The sequence below is a fragment of the Paenibacillus qinlingensis genome, from assembly GCF_031455095.1.
Taxonomy (GTDB): Bacteria; Bacillota; Bacilli; order Paenibacillales; family NBRC-103111; genus Paenibacillus_E; species Paenibacillus_E qinlingensis_A.
Genome location: NZ_JAVDSB010000014.1, coordinates 142,474 through 159,248, shown reverse-complemented (window position 1 = coordinate 159,248; position 16,775 = coordinate 142,474). Strand labels below are relative to the sequence as shown.

Here is a 16,775-nt window from a genome sequence, read left to right as displayed (position 1 = left end):
GGAGAGGTGTCCGAGCTGGCCGAAGGAGCACGATTGGAAATCGTGTAGGCGTCACAAGCGTCTCGAGGGTTCGAATCCCTCTCTCTCCGCCATAATCTTTCTAGTAAGGCCCGTTGGTCAAGTGGTTAAGACACCTCCCTTTCACGGAGGTAACAGGGGTTCGAGTCCCCTACGGGTCACCATTTTTACTTCCCATGGAGGCTTAGCTCAGCTGGGAGAGCATCTGCCTTACAAGCAGAGGGTCGGCGGTTCGATCCCGTCAGCCTCCACCATTTTTCCTAATGCAAGACTTGATTTAATAGGAAACGTGACTTATACTTAATGACGCGGGGTGGAGCAGCCCGGTAGCTCGTCGGGCTCATAACCCGAAGGCCGCAGGTTCAAATCCTGCCCCCGCAACCAAATAATGAATGTGGAGCTGTGGTGTAGTGGCCTAACATGCCTGCCTGTCACGCAGGAGACCGCGGGTTCGAATCCCGTCAGCTCCGCCATTATCACATTCAAGCAGTAAGGCTTTGTAGCTCAGTCGGTAGAGCAGAGGACTGAAAATCCTCGTGTCGGCGGTTCGATTCCGTCCAAAGCCACCATTTTTTAACTGAATAAGCCGTTGTAGCTCAACTGGTAGAGCAACTGACTTGTAATCAGTAGGTTGGGGGTTCAAGTCCTCTCGACGGCACCATTGCTTTGTGGAGGCTTAGTGAAGTGGCTAAACACGGCAGACTGTAAATCTGCTCTCTTCGAGTTCGGTGGTTCGAATCCATCAGCCTCCATTTCCTTTATGCAGGGGCATAGTTTAAGGGTAGAACAAAGGTCTCCAAAACCTTTGGTGTGGGTTCAATTCCTGCTGCCCCTGCCAAAAATGCAAGAAACCTAATATTGTGGCGGTCGTGGCGAAGGGGTTAACGCACCGGTTTGTGGATCCGGCATTCGCGGGTTCAAGTCCCGTCGTCCGCCCATTATTACCAAAGCAACATAATGGGGATTAGCCAAGCGGTAAGGCAACGGACTTTGACTCCGTCATGCCAAGGTTCAAATCCTTGATCCCCAGTTTGATATGCGGAAGTGGCTCAGCGGTAGAGCATCGCCTTGCCAAGGCGAGGGTCGCGGGTTCGATCCCCGTCTTCCGCTCCATTATTACTAAGGCGCCATAGCCAAGTGGTAAGGCAGAGCTCTGCAAAAGCTTTACCCCCAGTTCGAATCTGGGTGGTGCCTTCATTTTATTAGCCGGAGTGGCGGAATCGGCAGACGCACAGGACTTAAAATCCTGCGGTAGGTGACTACCGTACCAGTTCAAGTCTGGTCTTCGGCACCATTATCTTTACAAGTTTATGCCGGCATGGCGGAATGGCAGACGCGCTCGACTCAAAATCGAGTCCGAAAGGGTGGAGGTTCGAGTCCTCTTGCCGGTATAATGAAAAAGAAGCCTATGAAATCATTAGATTTCATGGGCTTTTTTGTGTTTACTTCATGGTAGACGAAGTCAGCCAAACATGGTATCTATAATGCTATGTACATGTGTTTTACAGATAGTAAAATAAGAAATGGATGTTTACAATGAAAGATCATACCCAAAATGACGGATGAGGCGGGGACCCCTTTTGAATATAGTGAATTCAGTTAGATTTAAGATTTTTATCGGGTTTGCACTGGTGGTAGCTCCTTTGGTTTTGTTCTTAGCTTTTAATAATGTGTACTCCATGAATGTGGTAAGGGATCAAATATCCCAAAACTATAATAAGCTCCTGCAGCAATATGTGGAGGACACGGATAATACGCTCAAAGAATTCGATAATTATTTATTTCATCTATATAGTGATCCAGATGTAATCAATATGAACTTGTACCCGTTGGAATCGGATGATTATGTGCTAGCGAAGCAACGGTTATTCAATAAGTTAACTCGACAGTTGGATATATACAACTTGGTTAATACCTTTTTTGTATTTTCAGCTACGACGGGAGATCTGTTGGTGTCGACGAGAGAGAATACGTATTACTATGATCGCGTTCAGACAGTGAAGGAATTTATCGTAGATAATACAAAGACCCGGCCAAATGATAGTTCCAACGGCAACTGGCTTATTATGAAAGCATCGAATGGTGATCACTATTTGATGAAAATAAATAAGGATCTAGGGGCAGGTCTGTCGGGTGGCATTCTTATTAAAATGAGCAGCATGGTTGAACCGCTAAGCAAATGGGACACCGGCGAAGGGGGAGGAACTACGGTGGTGTCTCCTGAGGGGACTACCTTAACCAACACCTATTTCCCTTTGCAGAGATATCAGAACATCAGCGATCAAATAGCGCCCAAAAACTCAGGCTTTCAAATCGTGAAAGACAAGGAGTTGAATCAGCAGTTTTTGATTGTACGTGAAGCCTCCACACATGCTGATTTGGAATTTGAGCTCATTATTGCTGAGAAAAATATGCTCAAGAATTTACCGTATTTGCAGCTGTTGATTTACTTTTTGCCATTAGGCGGAGCCTTCGTTCTTGGCATTTATTTGTTGTATGTTCAGCGCATCCTTTTCAAACCATTGATGCAATTAATCCGTGGGATGCGGAAGATTGCGCAAGGGGAATTGTCGACACGGCTGCACGAGGGCAGCTCGACGGAATTCGCCTTCCTGATCGCGACGTTTAACAACATGGTGGATCAGATTGAGAATTTGAAAATCTCGGTGTATGAGGAGAAGATCCGTGTTCAGCAGGCGGAATTTAAGCATTTGCAGGTGCAGATAAATCCTCATTTCTATATGAATAGTCTAAATATTATTTATAACCTCGCGGCGTTAAAGGATACGAAGTCAGTTCAGAAGATGTCCTTGCATCTGGCGGATTATTTCCGTTTTATTATGCGTACGAATCGAACGACGATGACGCTGAAAGATGAAATCGATCATATTCGGAATTATTTAGAAATTCAGGTCATGCGATATCCGGATCATTTAACTTTTGATATCCAATTGCCTGAGAGATACAGTCAGTATGCGATTCCGCCACTCATTGTTCAGCCTTTTGTAGAGAATGCAGTGATTCATGGTTTTACGAAACAATATGGAACCTATGTGATTCAAGTGAAAGCTGAGCAGGATTCAGAAGCACCTGAGGAATTTTTCATCTTGTCAATCAGTGATAACGGGGAGGGCTTTCAACCGGAAATGCTGCAGCAATTGAATTCAGCTCAGTATTTGGACCAATCGGGTGATGAGCATCTCGGGATTTGGAATGTACGACATCGGTTGCAGATGAACTATGGAAACAAAGTTGCACTGAGATTCATGAATAAGCCGGACAGAGGGGCTATGGTTCAAATCAGACTGCCGCTTCATACCGCCGTTGTGGAAGGGATGGATAAGGATGTATAACCTTTTAGTTGTTGACGATGAGAAGATTGCGGTTAAAGGTATAACGGTAGGGATCGACTGGGGATCGTTTCCAATTACTCATATTTTTGAAGCGTTGGATGTAAATGAAGCAAAAGAAATCCTATCACAGAATCGTATAGATATTATGATTTCGGATATAGAAATGCCTGGCGCCAATGGTTTGCAGCTCCAAGAGTGGGTGCGGACGAATTCACCGCAAACAGAGACTATCTTCTTAACAGGTCACGCGAATTTCGAATATGCCAGGCAGGCTGTTCGTTTAGGGAGCTTCGATTATGTGTTGAAGCCGGTGGATCACGATCGTTTGCAAGACATTGTGAAGCTCGCCATCGCGAAGATCAAAGAGGATCAGGAGCATTTGGATTTTCATGAAACGTATAAAATGTATTATAGTCACTGGGTTAATGAGCTTCCGACATTGGTGGAGAAGTTCTGGCAGGAGTTGCTAAGCGGGAAAATACCAGCAAATGAGGAGCGGTTAACACGTAATTTTCAGATGTATGAAATCCCATTGGAAATGACCCACACGATTTTACCTATCTTAATTAGTGTGGAACACTGGAAGGAAGAGCTCAACGCGAGAGACGAAGAGATTATGGAGTATGCGATTCGAAAAGCTGCTGCGGAAATCATTATTGTGGATCAGGCAGGCTGTGTGATTCAAGAGAATGGCTCATCATTAGTTCTGCTGTATGTAGCTAAAGGAAGTCAGCCATCGTTAACTGAAATTAAAGCAAAGTGTGAGGCTTATATTAGTGCTTGTCATCGCTATTTTCAGTGCAGCTTGTCCTGTTATGTAGGTGAGGAGAGTTCGCTCCTTAAACTTACCGCGAAGGTTGCGGATCTATTTCAAAATGAGCGAAACAACGTGACGAAAAGCAATTGTGTCCTTATGGTCAGTGAGATGGATCAGCCCCATCTGAATAAGCCGCAAGCGCCAACCTTCTCCGATTGGATCGTGTTATTAGAATCAGGAAAGAAGGCAGAGCTGGTAGCTCGCATTCAAGAGAATATTGATCGTCTTCAAAAGACGGATGACGTGGGCTCTGAAACCGTAGAGGCTTTCTACTATGGGCTGCTGCATGTGGTGTATCATGTTTTGCACAAAAAAGGATTAACGGTTCATGATATGCTGCCTCATCAAGATTTGCAGGATTATAGCAATGCGACACGCTCCTTAAATCAGCTTAGGAACTGGGCTGTTCGCATCGCGCAAATAAGCTGTGACTATATGAATAGTCATCTGAAAGGCGTTTCGGCTGTTACAGCGAAGGTATGTCAGTATATTGATGAGCATATGGAAGAAGAGCTTAGTAGAGAAGAATTGGCGGCCTCCGTATATCTCAATCCGGCCTATTTATCACGTTTATTTAAGAAGGAAACAGGGCTTTCCATTTCGGAGTATAGCCTAAAGGTTCGAATGGAGAAAGCGATGAAGCTGCTAGCCGAAACAAATGATAAAATCAGCTATGTGGCGGAGCAAACGGGCTATTCCCATTTTTCCTTTTTCGCGAAAATGTTTAAGAAGTATTCTGGTCTTTCACCGCAAGAGTATCGGAAGAATTTTCAGGGCTGAAGCGGCTTGAAGGAAGTTTTAGGCTGGCGTAAGGCATCTAGAAGAGCAGAATGGGAGAAAGAAGGATCCACAAACTTAACTGACAAGAAGCTGCCCTTGAGAGGGCGGCTTTTGTGCTTTATGCAGCATATATACGAGCATTATCGACAGTTACTCTCGAATGTCACAGAAGTGCTTATTCGGTCACTACGCAGATAGAGATTTATTTCCAAACAATTTACAATGAACCTATAACAGAGAAGCAAGCGGATGGATTGGAAAGGGGAGCATAATAGAAGATGAACGAACCGTCAAATACGGCAGCGCAAGCAGCCCCTATACGTACTACAAAACGTCAAACTCAAGTCAAAGTAAGCTTTTTATGGACAGTACGCAAGTATTGGATATTCTACGTAATGATGGCACCAGCAGCACTCTTGTTAATCATTAACAACTACATTCCAATGGCTGGCGTTCTGATCGCTTTCAAAAATGTGAATTACACGAAAGGGATATTAGGAAGTCCTTGGGTTGGCTTCGATAACTTCAAGTATTTATTCTCCAGTGAGGTTGCGTGGGTCATTACTCGGAATACGATCTCCTATAATCTAGTGTTTATCGTATTGAACTTAGTGATAGCAGTCGCGATGGCCATTATGTTCAATGAGATGCGCAGTAAATTCTTATCGAAGTTCCATCAAAGTACGATGTTCCTACCGTTCTTTCTGTCCATGGTGTGTGTTGCTTACCTGGTATATGCTTTCTTAGGAGCAGAGCATGGCTTTGTGAATACGGTGCTCCTGCCTAAATTAGGTTTTGAACCGATTGACTGGTATACAGAGCCGAAATATTGGACAGTTATCCTGCCGATCGTGAATACATGGAAAAACCTCGGTTACTATACGGTCATCTACATGGCGGCCATTATTGGTATTGATCATGAGTATTATGAAGCAGCTTTAATCGATGGAGCTAATAAGTGGCAGCAAGTGAAACGGATTACGATTCCGCTGATCATGCCTGTTATGATTACGATGACACTTCTGCAGGTAGGTAGAATTTTCTATGCAGATTTCGGCTTGTTCTTCCAAGTAACTAAAAATGCAGGTGCGTTATTTCCGACAACACAAGTTATTGATACCTATGTGTATCAAACGTTCCTAACGATGGGGGATATCGGAATGTCATCGGCAGCAGGGTTGTATCAAGCAGTAGTAGGCTTCCTACTAGTTCTAATTACGAATTTATTTGTCAGAAAAGTGAGCAAAGAGAATGCATTATTTTAAGAAGGAGTGGCTGTCGTGAGTGAAGCAATGACTGTACGCAAACAACAACAGCGGATAGCCAAGAAGCGAGGACCGAACGATTTATCACCTACAGCAAATATGTTGGTTAACGTATTCTTCTGGATTTATACCGCAGCATGTATAATGCCTCTTATATTAGTCATTATTGTATCCTTTTCCGATGAAAAGGGAGTTCTGATTCATGGCTACAATTTCATTCCGGAAGCTTGGAGCTTGGAAGCCTATAAGTTCATGTTTAAGGATTGGCATCAAATCTTACGCTCCTTCGGGATTTCAGTCTTCTTAGCAACGGTGGGAACTGCGATTAGTTTAGTCATGATGTCGCTATACGCGTACCCCATTTCGCGAAGTGATTTTCCACATAAAAGTTTCTTCTCATTCTTCATGTTCTTTACCATGTTGTTCAATGGAGGACTCGTTCCTTGGTATCTGGTCTATACGCAGATGCTGGACTTGAAAAATACGATTGCAGCGCTCATGCTGCCCCTACTCGTATCCGCTTTCTTCGTACTCCTGCTGCGGACGTTCTTTGCTAATTCGATCCCGATGCCATTAATTGAAGCAGCTAAGATTGATGGAGCGGGTGAGATTCGGATTTTCAGTCAAATTATTATTCCACTCTCCTTACCTGTATTGGCTTCAGTTGGTTTGTTCCAGGTGCTGAACTATTGGAATGACTGGTTCCTCAGTCTGGTGTTCATATCTGGCAGCAAAAACATTAATCTGCAGTTCATGATGTACAAAACGATGCTGGATATTCAGTTTCTGACATCCAACGTGCAGGCAAGTCAAGGTTTATCACAAGCAGGGGGCATGCTGCAGCTGCCAACGGAAACGGTGCGCATGGCGATGGCTGTACTGGGTATAGGCCCGATCGTGTTCGCATATCCCTTTTTCCAGAAGTACTTTAAGAAAGGCTTAACGGTTGGCGCAATAAAAGGTTAGTTGGATACGGCTTGTACCAGTTATGACTGGTTTAGCATAATAGGAATAATTGAGATAAAAGGGAGGCAATCCATCAATGAAAGCTTTGAAAAAAAGCACTTTTGCACTTCTTACCCTATCGTTTTCGTTATCACTCACTTTGGCGGGCTGTTCAAAGAGTACGCCAGAGCCTACAACAAGTGCTACAGCAGCTCCGGCAACAAGTACGGCACCAGCAGCAACGAAAGCAGCAACGACAGACTTGAAACCGTATGAAGTTAAACTAGTCTACCCTGGTACGCCGCAACCGGATCAAGCTAAAGTCGAAGATGCAATGAACAAGGTTTTGAAAGAAAAAATGAATGCAACGATCAAATTGATGCCAATCGACTGGGGACAATGGGATAACAAAACGAACTTAATGATCGCTTCCCGTGAAGAGTTCGATATCCTTTTCACAGCACAATGGAATGGTCACGCTGTCAATGTGGGTAAAGGCGCATTGATGCCGCTGAATGATCTGATTGGGCAATATGGAAAAGGTATTACGGATTCCTTAGACCCAGCTTTCCTTCAAGGCGCTAAAATCAATGGTAAAAACTATGGTGTACCTACGAATAAAGAGCTCGCAGCTTCAGGCGGCATCGTGTATCGTTCCGATATCGCGAAAGAGCTAGGCATTGATATGGGCGCTGTTAAAACGATGGCCGATCTAGGCAATGTTCTAAAAACCGTGAAAGAGAAAAAGCCTGAAATGACAGCTTTCTTCCTTCGCGACGGGGATAACCTGAATGCGCATTATTTGGCACAGTATGACTACCTAGGGGATAGCACAATTCCAGGTGTGATTATGAAGGATGGCACGGATACGAAAGTTATTCCGAAATGGGATCAACCGCGTTACAAGGAAATTTTGAAATTAACACGTGATTTTATGCAAAAAGGGTATATCAATAAAGATGCGGCTACAACGCAATTGTCAGGTCAGGATGCTTTGAAATCCGGCAATGTGTTCATGATTACGTCTTCCTTAAAGCCTGGGAAAGATAGTGAGTTAGCAAATGCCACTAATTTAGTAGGTAAACTTGGCCAAATCGAACTGACACCACGTACCATCTCTACAGGTGACACCGCAGGATCCATGCTTGGTATTTCGGTAACGTCCAAGGATCCAGCTCGTACGATGATGGTGATTAACTTATTGCACACCGATAAACAATTGAACAATTTAATTAACTTTGGTATTGAAGGAACGCACTACACGAAGGTGTCTGACAACATTATTAAAGCTACTGACGCAGGTAAAAACTATGCGCCGGGTGCTGCTTGGCAGTTTGGTAACCAATTCTTGAACTACCTGTATGACAATGAAGATCCGAAGAAATGGGATAAATTCAAAGAATTCAACTCATCAGGCAAGAAATCCCCTGGTCTTGGCTTTACGTTCGACTCCGAGCCTGTAAAAACGCAAGTGGCAGCAGCCGTTAACGTAGGTAAAGAGTTTGACGCTGCGATGGATACAGGTTCTGTCGATATGGATGCTTCCTTACCGAAATATCAAGATAAAATGAAAGCAGCAGGCATCGATAAAATTATTGCTGAAAAGCAAAAACAATTGGATGCATTCCTAGCAGCCTCGAAGAAATAAGATATTGTATGTATAAGGGGATAAGGAGCCAAGCTCAGATGAGCTATGGCTCCTTATTTATGCTTTCAAGCATGTATAACTAATTACCAAGCATAAGTCATAGTTACGATTACAAGCAATACGAACAAGACAAGAATTGCAGCAGCAGAAGTTCCACCACCACAACCTGCACCAGTACCTACAGCAACACCCATTTATGTCACCCCCCTTTCAAGGAATGCTCTTCCGCAGAAGCGAATGAGAGACAATACTATCCTATGGAGAGATGTCACGCTTTGATTGGGTGTTTCGCCTAATTCTGTAGGGACAACCCCCATTTTTGGGCATGAGCCTGTTTTTGGGAAAAAGGTGGCGAGAAGTTGAACAAGTGACAGGAGCCTTCCATATGGTAGAAAAAGAACGTAATGCCATTGCGGAGGTGTAAGGGCTATCGATTACTTGGATATGTTAGCGAAGCTCGGGATAGGAAACGCACATCCCGGGGGATTTGGAGAGACCATTGAGCAACTGAAGAGATATCCGATTGAACGAGGGAAAAAAGTGCTGGAGGTTGGCTGCGGAACAGGTAGAACGGCGTGTTATTTGGCAGAGCAGGGTTGTGATGTCACCGCTATTGATATCCGTCCAGAAATGATTAATAAAGCCAAGATTCGAGCGGAAAAGCAGGGGAATCTGGTGAACTTCTTGATAGGGGATGTATGTCAGCTGCCATTCGAGGCGAATACGTTCGATGTTGTGATGGTGGAATCCGTTACGAACTTTGCAGATGCACAGAAAGCCGTATCGGAGTATTACCGGGTACTACGACCAGAAGGCAAACTGTACGACCGAGAAGTAATTAAAGTAAAAGACATGACAACAGGCATTCATAGGGCGCTTTGCAGCTTCTATGGGGTGAGTAAAATTTATAAGCTGGAAGAATGGCAAGAGTTACTGGAAAGTAATCAATTCCGTTCCGTCGCTTCGACAGGGATTCATCCTTTTCCATTGACGATGTTTGAAGATCAAGTTCAGCACCCAGATCCTGTTCATTTGTCTGATCGACAATCCTTTATGGATCCACGTGTGTGGCAAATCACGGCTAGATATGATGAGCTAGTCAGTAAATATCATCCTTATATGGGTTATACCCTAATGATGGGCACTAAGCTCTAAGCGATAAGGACACAATAAGAAGCAGGATAATGAATCCTTCACGGCGAAACGTATGAGAAAGATTATCGTTGGGGGCTGCTTCTTTTGAACGTAGATATCATAACAGAACGCATATCGAACCGAAAAGCCAAGGAAGTATACGAGCTGATTACACGTCAAACTACGGTTTCGAAAATAGATTTATTAGAACAAAGCGGTATGACAGTCTCTACGTTGACACGCCTGTTGGAAGAGTTAACGAGTCAGGGACTCATTTTGGAATCCGGCTTTGGAGTATCTACGGGCGGGCGTAGGCCGATTTTGTACGAGAAGAATCCGGCCTATGCTTATATATTTGGTTTGGAAATCTCCAGAACATTGTCCAAGCTGGTGCTTGTCGATTTAGGCATGAATAAGCTGGAAACCAAGAGCTGGACCATGACAGAAGTCATGACGCCTGCCGTACTGCTTCCCCTTATTGCCGAAGAAGCTAAGCACATGTTAGTTAAGCATGGCCTTGATATTTCTCAGGTGTTGGGTATTGGGGTTGGGGCCGTAGGGCCAGTAGACCGAATATCTGGCGTTATTCTGGAGCCCTCCTATTTTCCTGCGACTGGTTGGAGGCATGTAGAAATCTGTCATTGGTTAAGTGAAGCCCTACAGATCCCGGCGCTGCTGGATAATGGTGCGAACACTGCGATTCTGGCAGAATCTTGGCACCAGCGAACAAGGAGCTTTAAGCATCTCCTTTATATTCATGCAGGCGTAGGTTTACGCTCTTCGATGGTGTCGGAAGGAAAGGTCATCTATGGGGCTGTCGATATGGAAGGCTCAGTAGGGCAAATGATTATTCAAACGGATGGTGTTCCCCATCGTAACCAAACTGGTAATTATGGCGCTTTGGAATCGTACGCTTCCTTGTATGCGATAGAGAAGGCTGCTAAATCAGCCTTAAAGCAGGGCAGATCAACTGTTTTGGTACATATGGTTGAGGATCCCGAGCAAGTCACCTATAAGCATGTTATGGAGGCGCTCAAAAAAAATGATCCCCTAGCCGTGGAGATCGTAACGGAGGCAGCGACCTATTTCGGGATCGGCCTGGCGAATTTATTAAATATTTTGCACCCAGAGAAAGTGATTATCGGGGGGCCTTTAATTACAGGCGGGGAGTTGTTCTTCCAGACAGCAACGCAAGTAGCTATCCGTAAAACTTATTATTACCCCGCCTATCAGGTTATTTTTAGCAAAGGGCAGCTAGGTGATGAAGCACTTGCCATCGGAGCGGCCGTGATGGTTATGGATCAGCTGGTTAAGCCTTAATTCCTTTAAGAAAATTAAGAAGCAAGGCATTAAAGACATCAGGTTTCTCCATCGGGGTAAGATGAGAAGCAGCGGGAATCACGTGATAGCTAGCTCCTTGAATATGATCGGCCATGGATTTCATGACATCCGGAGGCGCGATGGCATCTTGTTCACCTGCAATAACGAGTGTTGGTACTGAAATGGTGCTGAGCAAGGGGACCGAATCATCACGGAATGCCATCGCAATGCTGGCATGGACAAGCCCTTCTGCTGGCATGCTATCCATAATCAGCTTAAGGCTATCAACCAGCTGCGGCTGCTCTTGCAGGGTTGTTGCAGTGACAAGCTTTGGAAGCATGGCATCACGAGCTGCCGCGGCTCCCTTATCGTATAAGGAGACAGCCATATTCATACGATTTTTCCGTCCTTCTTGGCCGTCTGGCTCGGGGCGTGTGTTGGCAAGAATGAGTCCAGAGAAACGTTCAGGCGCTAAACGTAGTAGAGCAAAAGCGACATAGCCACCCATGGAGAAGCCTCCGAGGGTGGCTTTTTCTATACCTAATTCATCCATCAGGGCGAGAATATCCTGCGCATAATTAGTGAGAGACATCGGGGATACAGGGATACTGGATTGACCCATTCCGCGGAAATCAGGAGCGATTACACGGTAGTGGGATGACAAAGATTCGACCTGAGCCTGCCACATGCGATGATCCAAAGGAAAGCCATGAAGGAGGATAACTGCGGCTCCTTGACCTTGATCTTGAACGAATAATTCAGTTCCGTTTACATGTTTTTTCATACGTTTTCTTCCTCCAAAAATCGGTTTTTGTAAATAATTATCGAAAAAGTTATGTCTTCATACTTTCATTATGGTTAACTCATACTTACTTAACATTTCATTGCTATTCTCTGATTATACCTTTAGTACTTCACCAAGAACAGACAAAATGAAACATTCATATTTACGAAATGGGGATTATTGATATGACTAAGAAACCATGGTCCACGCAAGAATTGGACAAATTAATTCGCCTTTCCTCGGAGTGTCCGCCAGTTGTCATTGCTAGAGAACTATCTCGTCCTGTCACATCTGTTCGCAAAAAAATGCGTGAAATGGGTGTAAGTTACGTATCGGGAGAGCAATGGAAGAAAAGTCAAATACAATACCTCATTTCGGATGAAGGAACTTCGTATAAAAACAAACATAAGTTAACGCAAGAATCCAATGAAAATGGATTTGAATCCCCTGTACTGGACGAGTTCTGGACGACCCTTGTGAAAATGGCTCGCGTAGCTAAAAAGAGGGGGAAACGGGTTGATGTCCTTTCGTTTATCGATACATACCGAAAGATTCGTATTGGCGGTTAACGACAATTATATAAACAAATGAAGGTGAAATCCGTGATGACGTGATTTCACCTTTTTTCTTTTGCTTGAAAGACATGATGTTCAACCTATTTGTAAGATATCTGTAAGCTTTGAGCTCCCCCATATAAGGTATAATTAAAAAGCAGGTAAAGTTCGACATTCGTCGTTAGGGGAGATCAGAAGGATGAATCCACTCATTCTCGTTGTTGATGATGAGACCAATATAACCGATGTTTGCGCCGTTTATTTGAAGCGGGAAGGCTACCAAGTAGTGACAGCAGAAGGCGGCGATGAAGCTCTTCGACTATGGAGGCAGCATAATCCAGAGCTAATTGTGCTTGATCTCATGATGCCTGGCACGAATGGTTGGCAGGTCTGTGAAGAAATTCGCAACAAGCAGGACGTACCTATTATTATGCTAACGGCAAGAGGGGACGAAATGGATCGCTTGATGGGGTTAACAATGGGAGCAGATGATTACATGACGAAACCTTTCTCGCCACGTGAACTGGTGCTGCGCGTGAAGGCGATCTTACGCAGGCAACAACGGATTCAAGCTGTGTTGCCAGAGACTGCGGAAGCGACTCCATCGCATATTATGAAATTTCCAGGATTGGAGCTCAATGTTCTACACCGTATTGTGCGTGTTAATGAGAAGGAAATCGAATTGACCGTGAAGGAGTTTGAGTTGCTGCATTTATTTGTCAGACATCCAGAGCAAGTGTTTTCGCGAAATCAACTCCTTAATAAAGTTTGGGATGTGGATTATTATGGCGACACCACAACAGTTACTGTTCACATTCGAAGATTACGGGAGAAAATAGAAGCGAATCCGTCTCAACCACGATTTATTAAGACCGTATGGGGAATCGGTTATAAATTTGAGGGTAGGGAGCCGTCATGAAACTTCGGTTATATCTGCTTATCGCAAGCGGCGTAAGCACAGGAATGATCCTGCTAAGCTTATTTATATGCTATAGGTACATGCTGTTGAATTGGAAAGATGTTGTGCTCTTATCCACCGTAACGGTGGGCGCCGCGGGCGTCTCCATGCTCATTCATTTTGTCATGACGAGACCCTTGGAAAAAGCGATTAAAGCCATTACACAGGAAACATCGCATATAGCAGATGGGGATTTCAAAGGTAAAGTGCCGCTAATTGGTCCCTTAGAATACCAGCGGCTAGCGGCACAATTTAATCAGATGACGGCCAAATTAAATGATAGCTTTGGTAAAATACGGTTGGCAGAAGCCTCCCGCAAAGAGCTTGTAGCCCATGTATCACATGATTTGCGAACCCCGATGGCATCTATTCAAGCTTTTGTTGAAGCCTTACAAGATGATGTGATTGCAGATAAGCCCACTTTCGAGAGGTATTTGCAAACGATTCGTTTGGAAACGGGAAGATTGGATGCGTTAATTCAAGAACTGTTCAAATTATCACAACTAGATGCAGGTGGTACGGAGTTCACGCCTGAGCTCTACCATGTGGATCATTTACTCGTGGATGGATTACAAAGCTTGGCTTTTCAGCTAGAGGAAAAACAATTGCAGGTAGAAGTCGATTTGCCAGAGCGATTGCCGCCAGTTGCCATCATGCCGCAGGAAATGAAGCGAGTGCTTGCTAACATTATGGATAATGCAATTCGGCATTCGCCTGCTGGCGGTTCAATAGATATTAGGGCAGAGCACATAACAGAACAGTTCGTAAAGTTGTCTATTAAAGATCAAGGACACGGTGTTAAGGAGGAAGATATAGAGCGAATCTTCGATCGGTTCTATCGCTCTGATCCTTCTCGAACAAGATCAAGCGGAGGGGCTGGGCTCGGTTTGGCCATTGCTAAATCAATTGTAGAACTGCATGGCGGCACAATTGGCGTTGAGAGAAATAAAACGACAGAAGGGAACGGGAGTCAGTTTTGGTTTACACTGCCGGTCCATTAAGTATAGCGTATGTTCGAAGAAGTCTGGCATGTAACAACATGCTAGGCTTCTTTTCTGTTAGGCTTCTGTAAGTGATTTGTAAGGTTATCGTTAGAGCTTGGTAAGCTTAGCGCTGTAAATTAGGAAATGTGAAGTGAACTTACAATAGAAACACGAAAGGATGAATGCGATGAATCCGAAAATGAATGTGCGTATATCTTGGAGAAAAGCGCTGATTGTGGGGGGAGTTGTCTGTACACTGGCACTGCCAACATTCGCTAGTGCCGAGGAAATGATGGCAAAGTCTTATGATTATTCAGGTATCCAAACGATGATGAAGGATGGCACCGAGTTAGTCCCGTTACGTCAAGTTGCAGAATCATTAGGGTTCAAAGTGACTTGGTTAGATGAAGCCCACTCGATTGTTTTGGCGAAGATGGGTGATATGGGCATGAAGGATGATAAAGGAAAGATGGAAGACAAGGGCATGATGAAGGGACAAATGTTCAGTATTCAGATCGATAGTAAAATGATTACTGTGGATGGCATAGAGGGCATGTTGATGTACACTCCAATGTTAATTGGCAGTATGACGTATGTTCCGAAGTCGTTTGTTGACACGTACTTATTGAAATAATATCGAATGGATTGATAGAGTCTGCCCATCGGGTAGGCTCTTTTGAATTAGAAAGGTAAAAAAGTAGGCTAATCAGCTAATTGTAAGCCTTTTTTAATATTTATACGTTATGATAAAAGTATAGCTAATCTAGAACGAAAACATTGGATGAAGGATGTGGCGAAGGTGGAGTCAAAAAGAGGCTGGCTCAAGCAGTCGTTTGGAAAGCGGTTAAACGCCATTCATAGCTGGAATGCTTGGATTTTAGTGCTGTTGACTGTGACGGGAATTGTGCTCAGTATTGGCGCGATCCGCGGGGATCTTGGTGCTTTTCGTGTAACGCTGAAGCAGCTTCACATCTATTTGGGAGTCGCCTCGGTACTGCTCATGGTGCTGTATGCACCCATGATACGCAAGCATTGGCGACAAATTCGCGCGCGGCGCAACCAACGCGCGAATCTGGTGTTCGTGCTCGCCCTCCTGATCGGCTGGGCCGCATCAGGCGTAATCCTGTGGCAATTCCGGCACATGCCACCTGCTTTGAATAACGCGGCACTCCTCGTGCATGACCTACTAACCTGGGTCGGAGTGCCGTATGCCGTGTACCACGCCATCTCGCGCAGCCGATGGCTGAAGCGCCAACAGCGGCTTGAGCAAGCCGCTGCCGTGACTAAACCGCCAGCATCGCTGCAGGCGGTCACAGCCCCTGCTGCCGCCGCTAGCGTGACAGCGGCGGATCCCGTGGCGGACGACGCCGCCACGTCGCGCACAGCAGCGCAGGCGGTTATCGCCGCGCTGAAGGAATCGCCGATCACACGCGCCTCCTTCATGCGACTTGTCGCAGGCGTGGTGCTCGTGATCGCGATCGGTCCTGCCTTTTATCGCTGGATAAAAGGCGCGTTCGATACCGGCGGGTCGTCAACCGCCGACTATGTGGCAAGCGACGGCAATCGCATGCTGCCGCCGCCGGAGCCACTTCCCGATTCCGCCGCTGTCGTAGGCGGAGGGGCCAAAGGCAATTTCCGTATTTACACAGTCACGGAAATTCCAGCTTTTTCATCAGATACCTGGAAATTTGCCATCTCGGGTTTGGTAGATAAGCCTAACGCATGGAATTGGGATCAGTTCATGCAGATGAAACGCACGGTTCAAGTCAGCGACTTTCATTGTGTGACGGGTTGGTCTGTGTACCAATGTACCTGGGAAGGCATTCCGTTGAAGCAGTTATTAGCAGCAGCAGGCGTGCAGGCATCTGCTAAGTTTGTGAAGTTTTATTCAGGGGACAAAGTGTACACCGATGCACTTTCCTTGAGTCAAGCGAACGGGGACGACATTATGGTCGCGGTCTTATTGGACGGCAAGCCCATTCCGCAGCAATTAGGTGGGCCGGTACGCCTGATTGTACCGAAGATGTATGCGTATAAATCAGTGAAGTGGCTGCAAGCCATTGAGTTAATAGATAAGGAGCACATGGGGTATTGGGAAGTGCGCGGCTATGATAACGATGCATGGGTTGGCACATCCAATGGATAATCTTGGTTGAATACGAAGGAAGCGGGGAACTGACTTTTCGCTTGGATTTTGGTATAGTAAGGGCAAAGAA

14 protein-coding genes and 15 tRNA genes are annotated in these 16,775 nt (G+C 45.1%); 27 read left to right on the top strand and 2 right to left on the bottom strand.

Features of this window, described 5'->3' with window-relative positions; all coding sequences use genetic code 11:
• From J2736_RS26815 to J2736_RS26720, 20 genes are all read left to right on the top strand, one after another.
• Positions 1-92, top strand: a tRNA-Ser gene (locus tag J2736_RS26815).
• Positions 93-107: 15 nt separating this feature from the next.
• Positions 108-182 (top strand) — tRNA-Glu (locus tag J2736_RS26810).
• A gap of 14 nt (positions 183-196) precedes the next feature.
• Positions 197-272 (top strand) — tRNA-Val (locus J2736_RS26805).
• Positions 273-325: 53 nt separating this feature from the next.
• A tRNA-Met gene (locus J2736_RS26800) sits at positions 326-402 on the top strand.
• A gap of 12 nt (positions 403-414) precedes the next feature.
• Positions 415-491 (top strand) — tRNA-Asp (locus tag J2736_RS26795).
• Positions 492-511: 20 nt separating this feature from the next.
• Positions 512-587, top strand: a tRNA-Phe gene (locus J2736_RS26790).
• 16 nt (positions 588-603) lie between these two features.
• Positions 604-679, top strand: a tRNA-Thr gene (locus J2736_RS26785).
• A 9-nt stretch (positions 680-688) separates the two neighbouring features.
• Positions 689-770 (top strand) — tRNA-Tyr (locus J2736_RS26780).
• Positions 771-782: 12 nt separating this feature from the next.
• A tRNA-Trp gene (locus tag J2736_RS26775) sits at positions 783-856 on the top strand.
• 25 nt (positions 857-881) lie between these two features.
• Positions 882-954 (top strand) — tRNA-His (locus J2736_RS26770).
• Positions 955-976: 22 nt separating this feature from the next.
• Positions 977-1,048, top strand: a tRNA-Gln gene (locus tag J2736_RS26765).
• An 8-nt stretch (positions 1,049-1,056) separates the two neighbouring features.
• Positions 1,057-1,131 (top strand) — tRNA-Gly (locus J2736_RS26760).
• 10 nt (positions 1,132-1,141) lie between these two features.
• A tRNA-Cys gene (locus tag J2736_RS26755) sits at positions 1,142-1,212 on the top strand.
• An 11-nt stretch (positions 1,213-1,223) separates the two neighbouring features.
• Positions 1,224-1,312, top strand: a tRNA-Leu gene (locus J2736_RS26750).
• Positions 1,313-1,330: 18 nt separating this feature from the next.
• Positions 1,331-1,409 (top strand) — tRNA-Leu (locus J2736_RS26745).
• A 198-nt stretch (positions 1,410-1,607) separates the two neighbouring features.
• Positions 1,608-3,371, top strand: coding sequence for a sensor histidine kinase (locus tag J2736_RS26740; protein ID WP_310501649.1), 1,764 nt, complete (start codon positions 1,608-1,610; stop codon positions 3,369-3,371).
• A complete protein-coding gene (locus tag J2736_RS26735; RefSeq protein ID WP_310501643.1) occupies positions 3,364-4,968 on the top strand; it encodes a response regulator in 1,605 nt (534 codons plus the stop codon). Before J2736_RS26740 ends, J2736_RS26735 begins: the two co-directional genes overlap by 8 nt.
• Positions 4,969-5,246: 278 nt before the next feature.
• Complete coding sequence (locus J2736_RS26730) at positions 5,247-6,233, top strand: ABC transporter permease (protein ID WP_397341673.1); 987 nt, start codon at positions 5,247-5,249, stop codon at positions 6,231-6,233.
• A 15-nt stretch (positions 6,234-6,248) separates the two neighbouring features.
• A complete protein-coding gene (locus J2736_RS26725) occupies positions 6,249-7,199 on the top strand; it encodes a carbohydrate ABC transporter permease (protein WP_310501642.1) in 951 nt (316 codons plus the stop codon).
• A 76-nt stretch (positions 7,200-7,275) separates the two neighbouring features.
• Positions 7,276-8,826, top strand: coding sequence for an ABC transporter substrate-binding protein (locus tag J2736_RS26720; RefSeq protein ID WP_310501641.1), 1,551 nt, complete (start codon positions 7,276-7,278; stop codon positions 8,824-8,826).
• A gap of 83 nt (positions 8,827-8,909) precedes the next feature.
• Here the strand turns inward: J2736_RS26720 and J2736_RS26715 are convergent, their stop codons facing one another.
• Complete coding sequence (locus J2736_RS26715) at positions 8,910-9,020, bottom strand: sporulation protein YjcZ (protein ID WP_310501640.1); 111 nt, start codon at positions 9,018-9,020, stop codon at positions 8,910-8,912.
• A gap of 250 nt (positions 9,021-9,270) precedes the next feature.
• Between J2736_RS26715 and J2736_RS26710 the strand changes: the two genes are divergently transcribed.
• Both J2736_RS26710 and J2736_RS26705 read left to right on the top strand, forming a co-directional pair.
• The gene (locus J2736_RS26710; protein ID WP_310501639.1) at positions 9,271-9,981 is read left to right on the top strand and encodes a class I SAM-dependent methyltransferase; all 711 of its coding nucleotides are present in this window, start codon (positions 9,271-9,273) and stop codon (positions 9,979-9,981) included.
• An 84-nt stretch (positions 9,982-10,065) separates the two neighbouring features.
• Entirely contained in the window at positions 10,066-11,280 is a 1,215-nt protein-coding gene (locus J2736_RS26705) for an ROK family protein (RefSeq protein ID WP_310501638.1), read from the top strand.
• Here J2736_RS26705 and J2736_RS26700 read toward each other — a convergent pair.
• On the bottom strand, positions 11,270-12,064 hold the full coding sequence (locus J2736_RS26700; protein WP_310501637.1) for an alpha/beta fold hydrolase: 795 nt from the start codon (positions 12,062-12,064) through the stop codon (positions 11,270-11,272). The genes J2736_RS26705 and J2736_RS26700 overlap by 11 nt on opposite strands.
• Positions 12,065-12,249: 185 nt before the next feature.
• Here J2736_RS26700 and J2736_RS26695 point away from each other — a divergent pair, with 185 nt between their 5' ends.
• From J2736_RS26695 to J2736_RS26675, 5 genes are all read left to right on the top strand, one after another.
• Positions 12,250-12,633: a hypothetical protein gene (locus J2736_RS26695; protein ID WP_310501636.1), complete on the top strand. Its 384-nt coding sequence runs from the start codon at positions 12,250-12,252 to the stop codon at positions 12,631-12,633.
• Between the two features lie 184 nt (positions 12,634-12,817).
• A complete protein-coding gene (locus J2736_RS26690; protein WP_310501635.1) occupies positions 12,818-13,537 on the top strand; it encodes a response regulator transcription factor in 720 nt (239 codons plus the stop codon).
• Positions 13,534-14,577, top strand: coding sequence for a HAMP domain-containing sensor histidine kinase (locus tag J2736_RS26685; RefSeq protein WP_310501634.1), 1,044 nt, complete (start codon positions 13,534-13,536; stop codon positions 14,575-14,577). Before J2736_RS26690 ends, J2736_RS26685 begins: the two co-directional genes overlap by 4 nt.
• A 169-nt stretch (positions 14,578-14,746) precedes the next feature.
• Complete coding sequence (locus J2736_RS26680) at positions 14,747-15,193, top strand: stalk domain-containing protein (protein WP_310501633.1); 447 nt, start codon at positions 14,747-14,749, stop codon at positions 15,191-15,193.
• 645 nt (positions 15,194-15,838) lie between these two features.
• Positions 15,839-16,705, top strand: a complete 867-nt coding sequence (locus tag J2736_RS26675; RefSeq protein WP_310501632.1) for a molybdopterin-dependent oxidoreductase — start codon at positions 15,839-15,841, stop codon at positions 16,703-16,705.
• Positions 16,706-16,775: the final 70 nt, after the last annotated feature.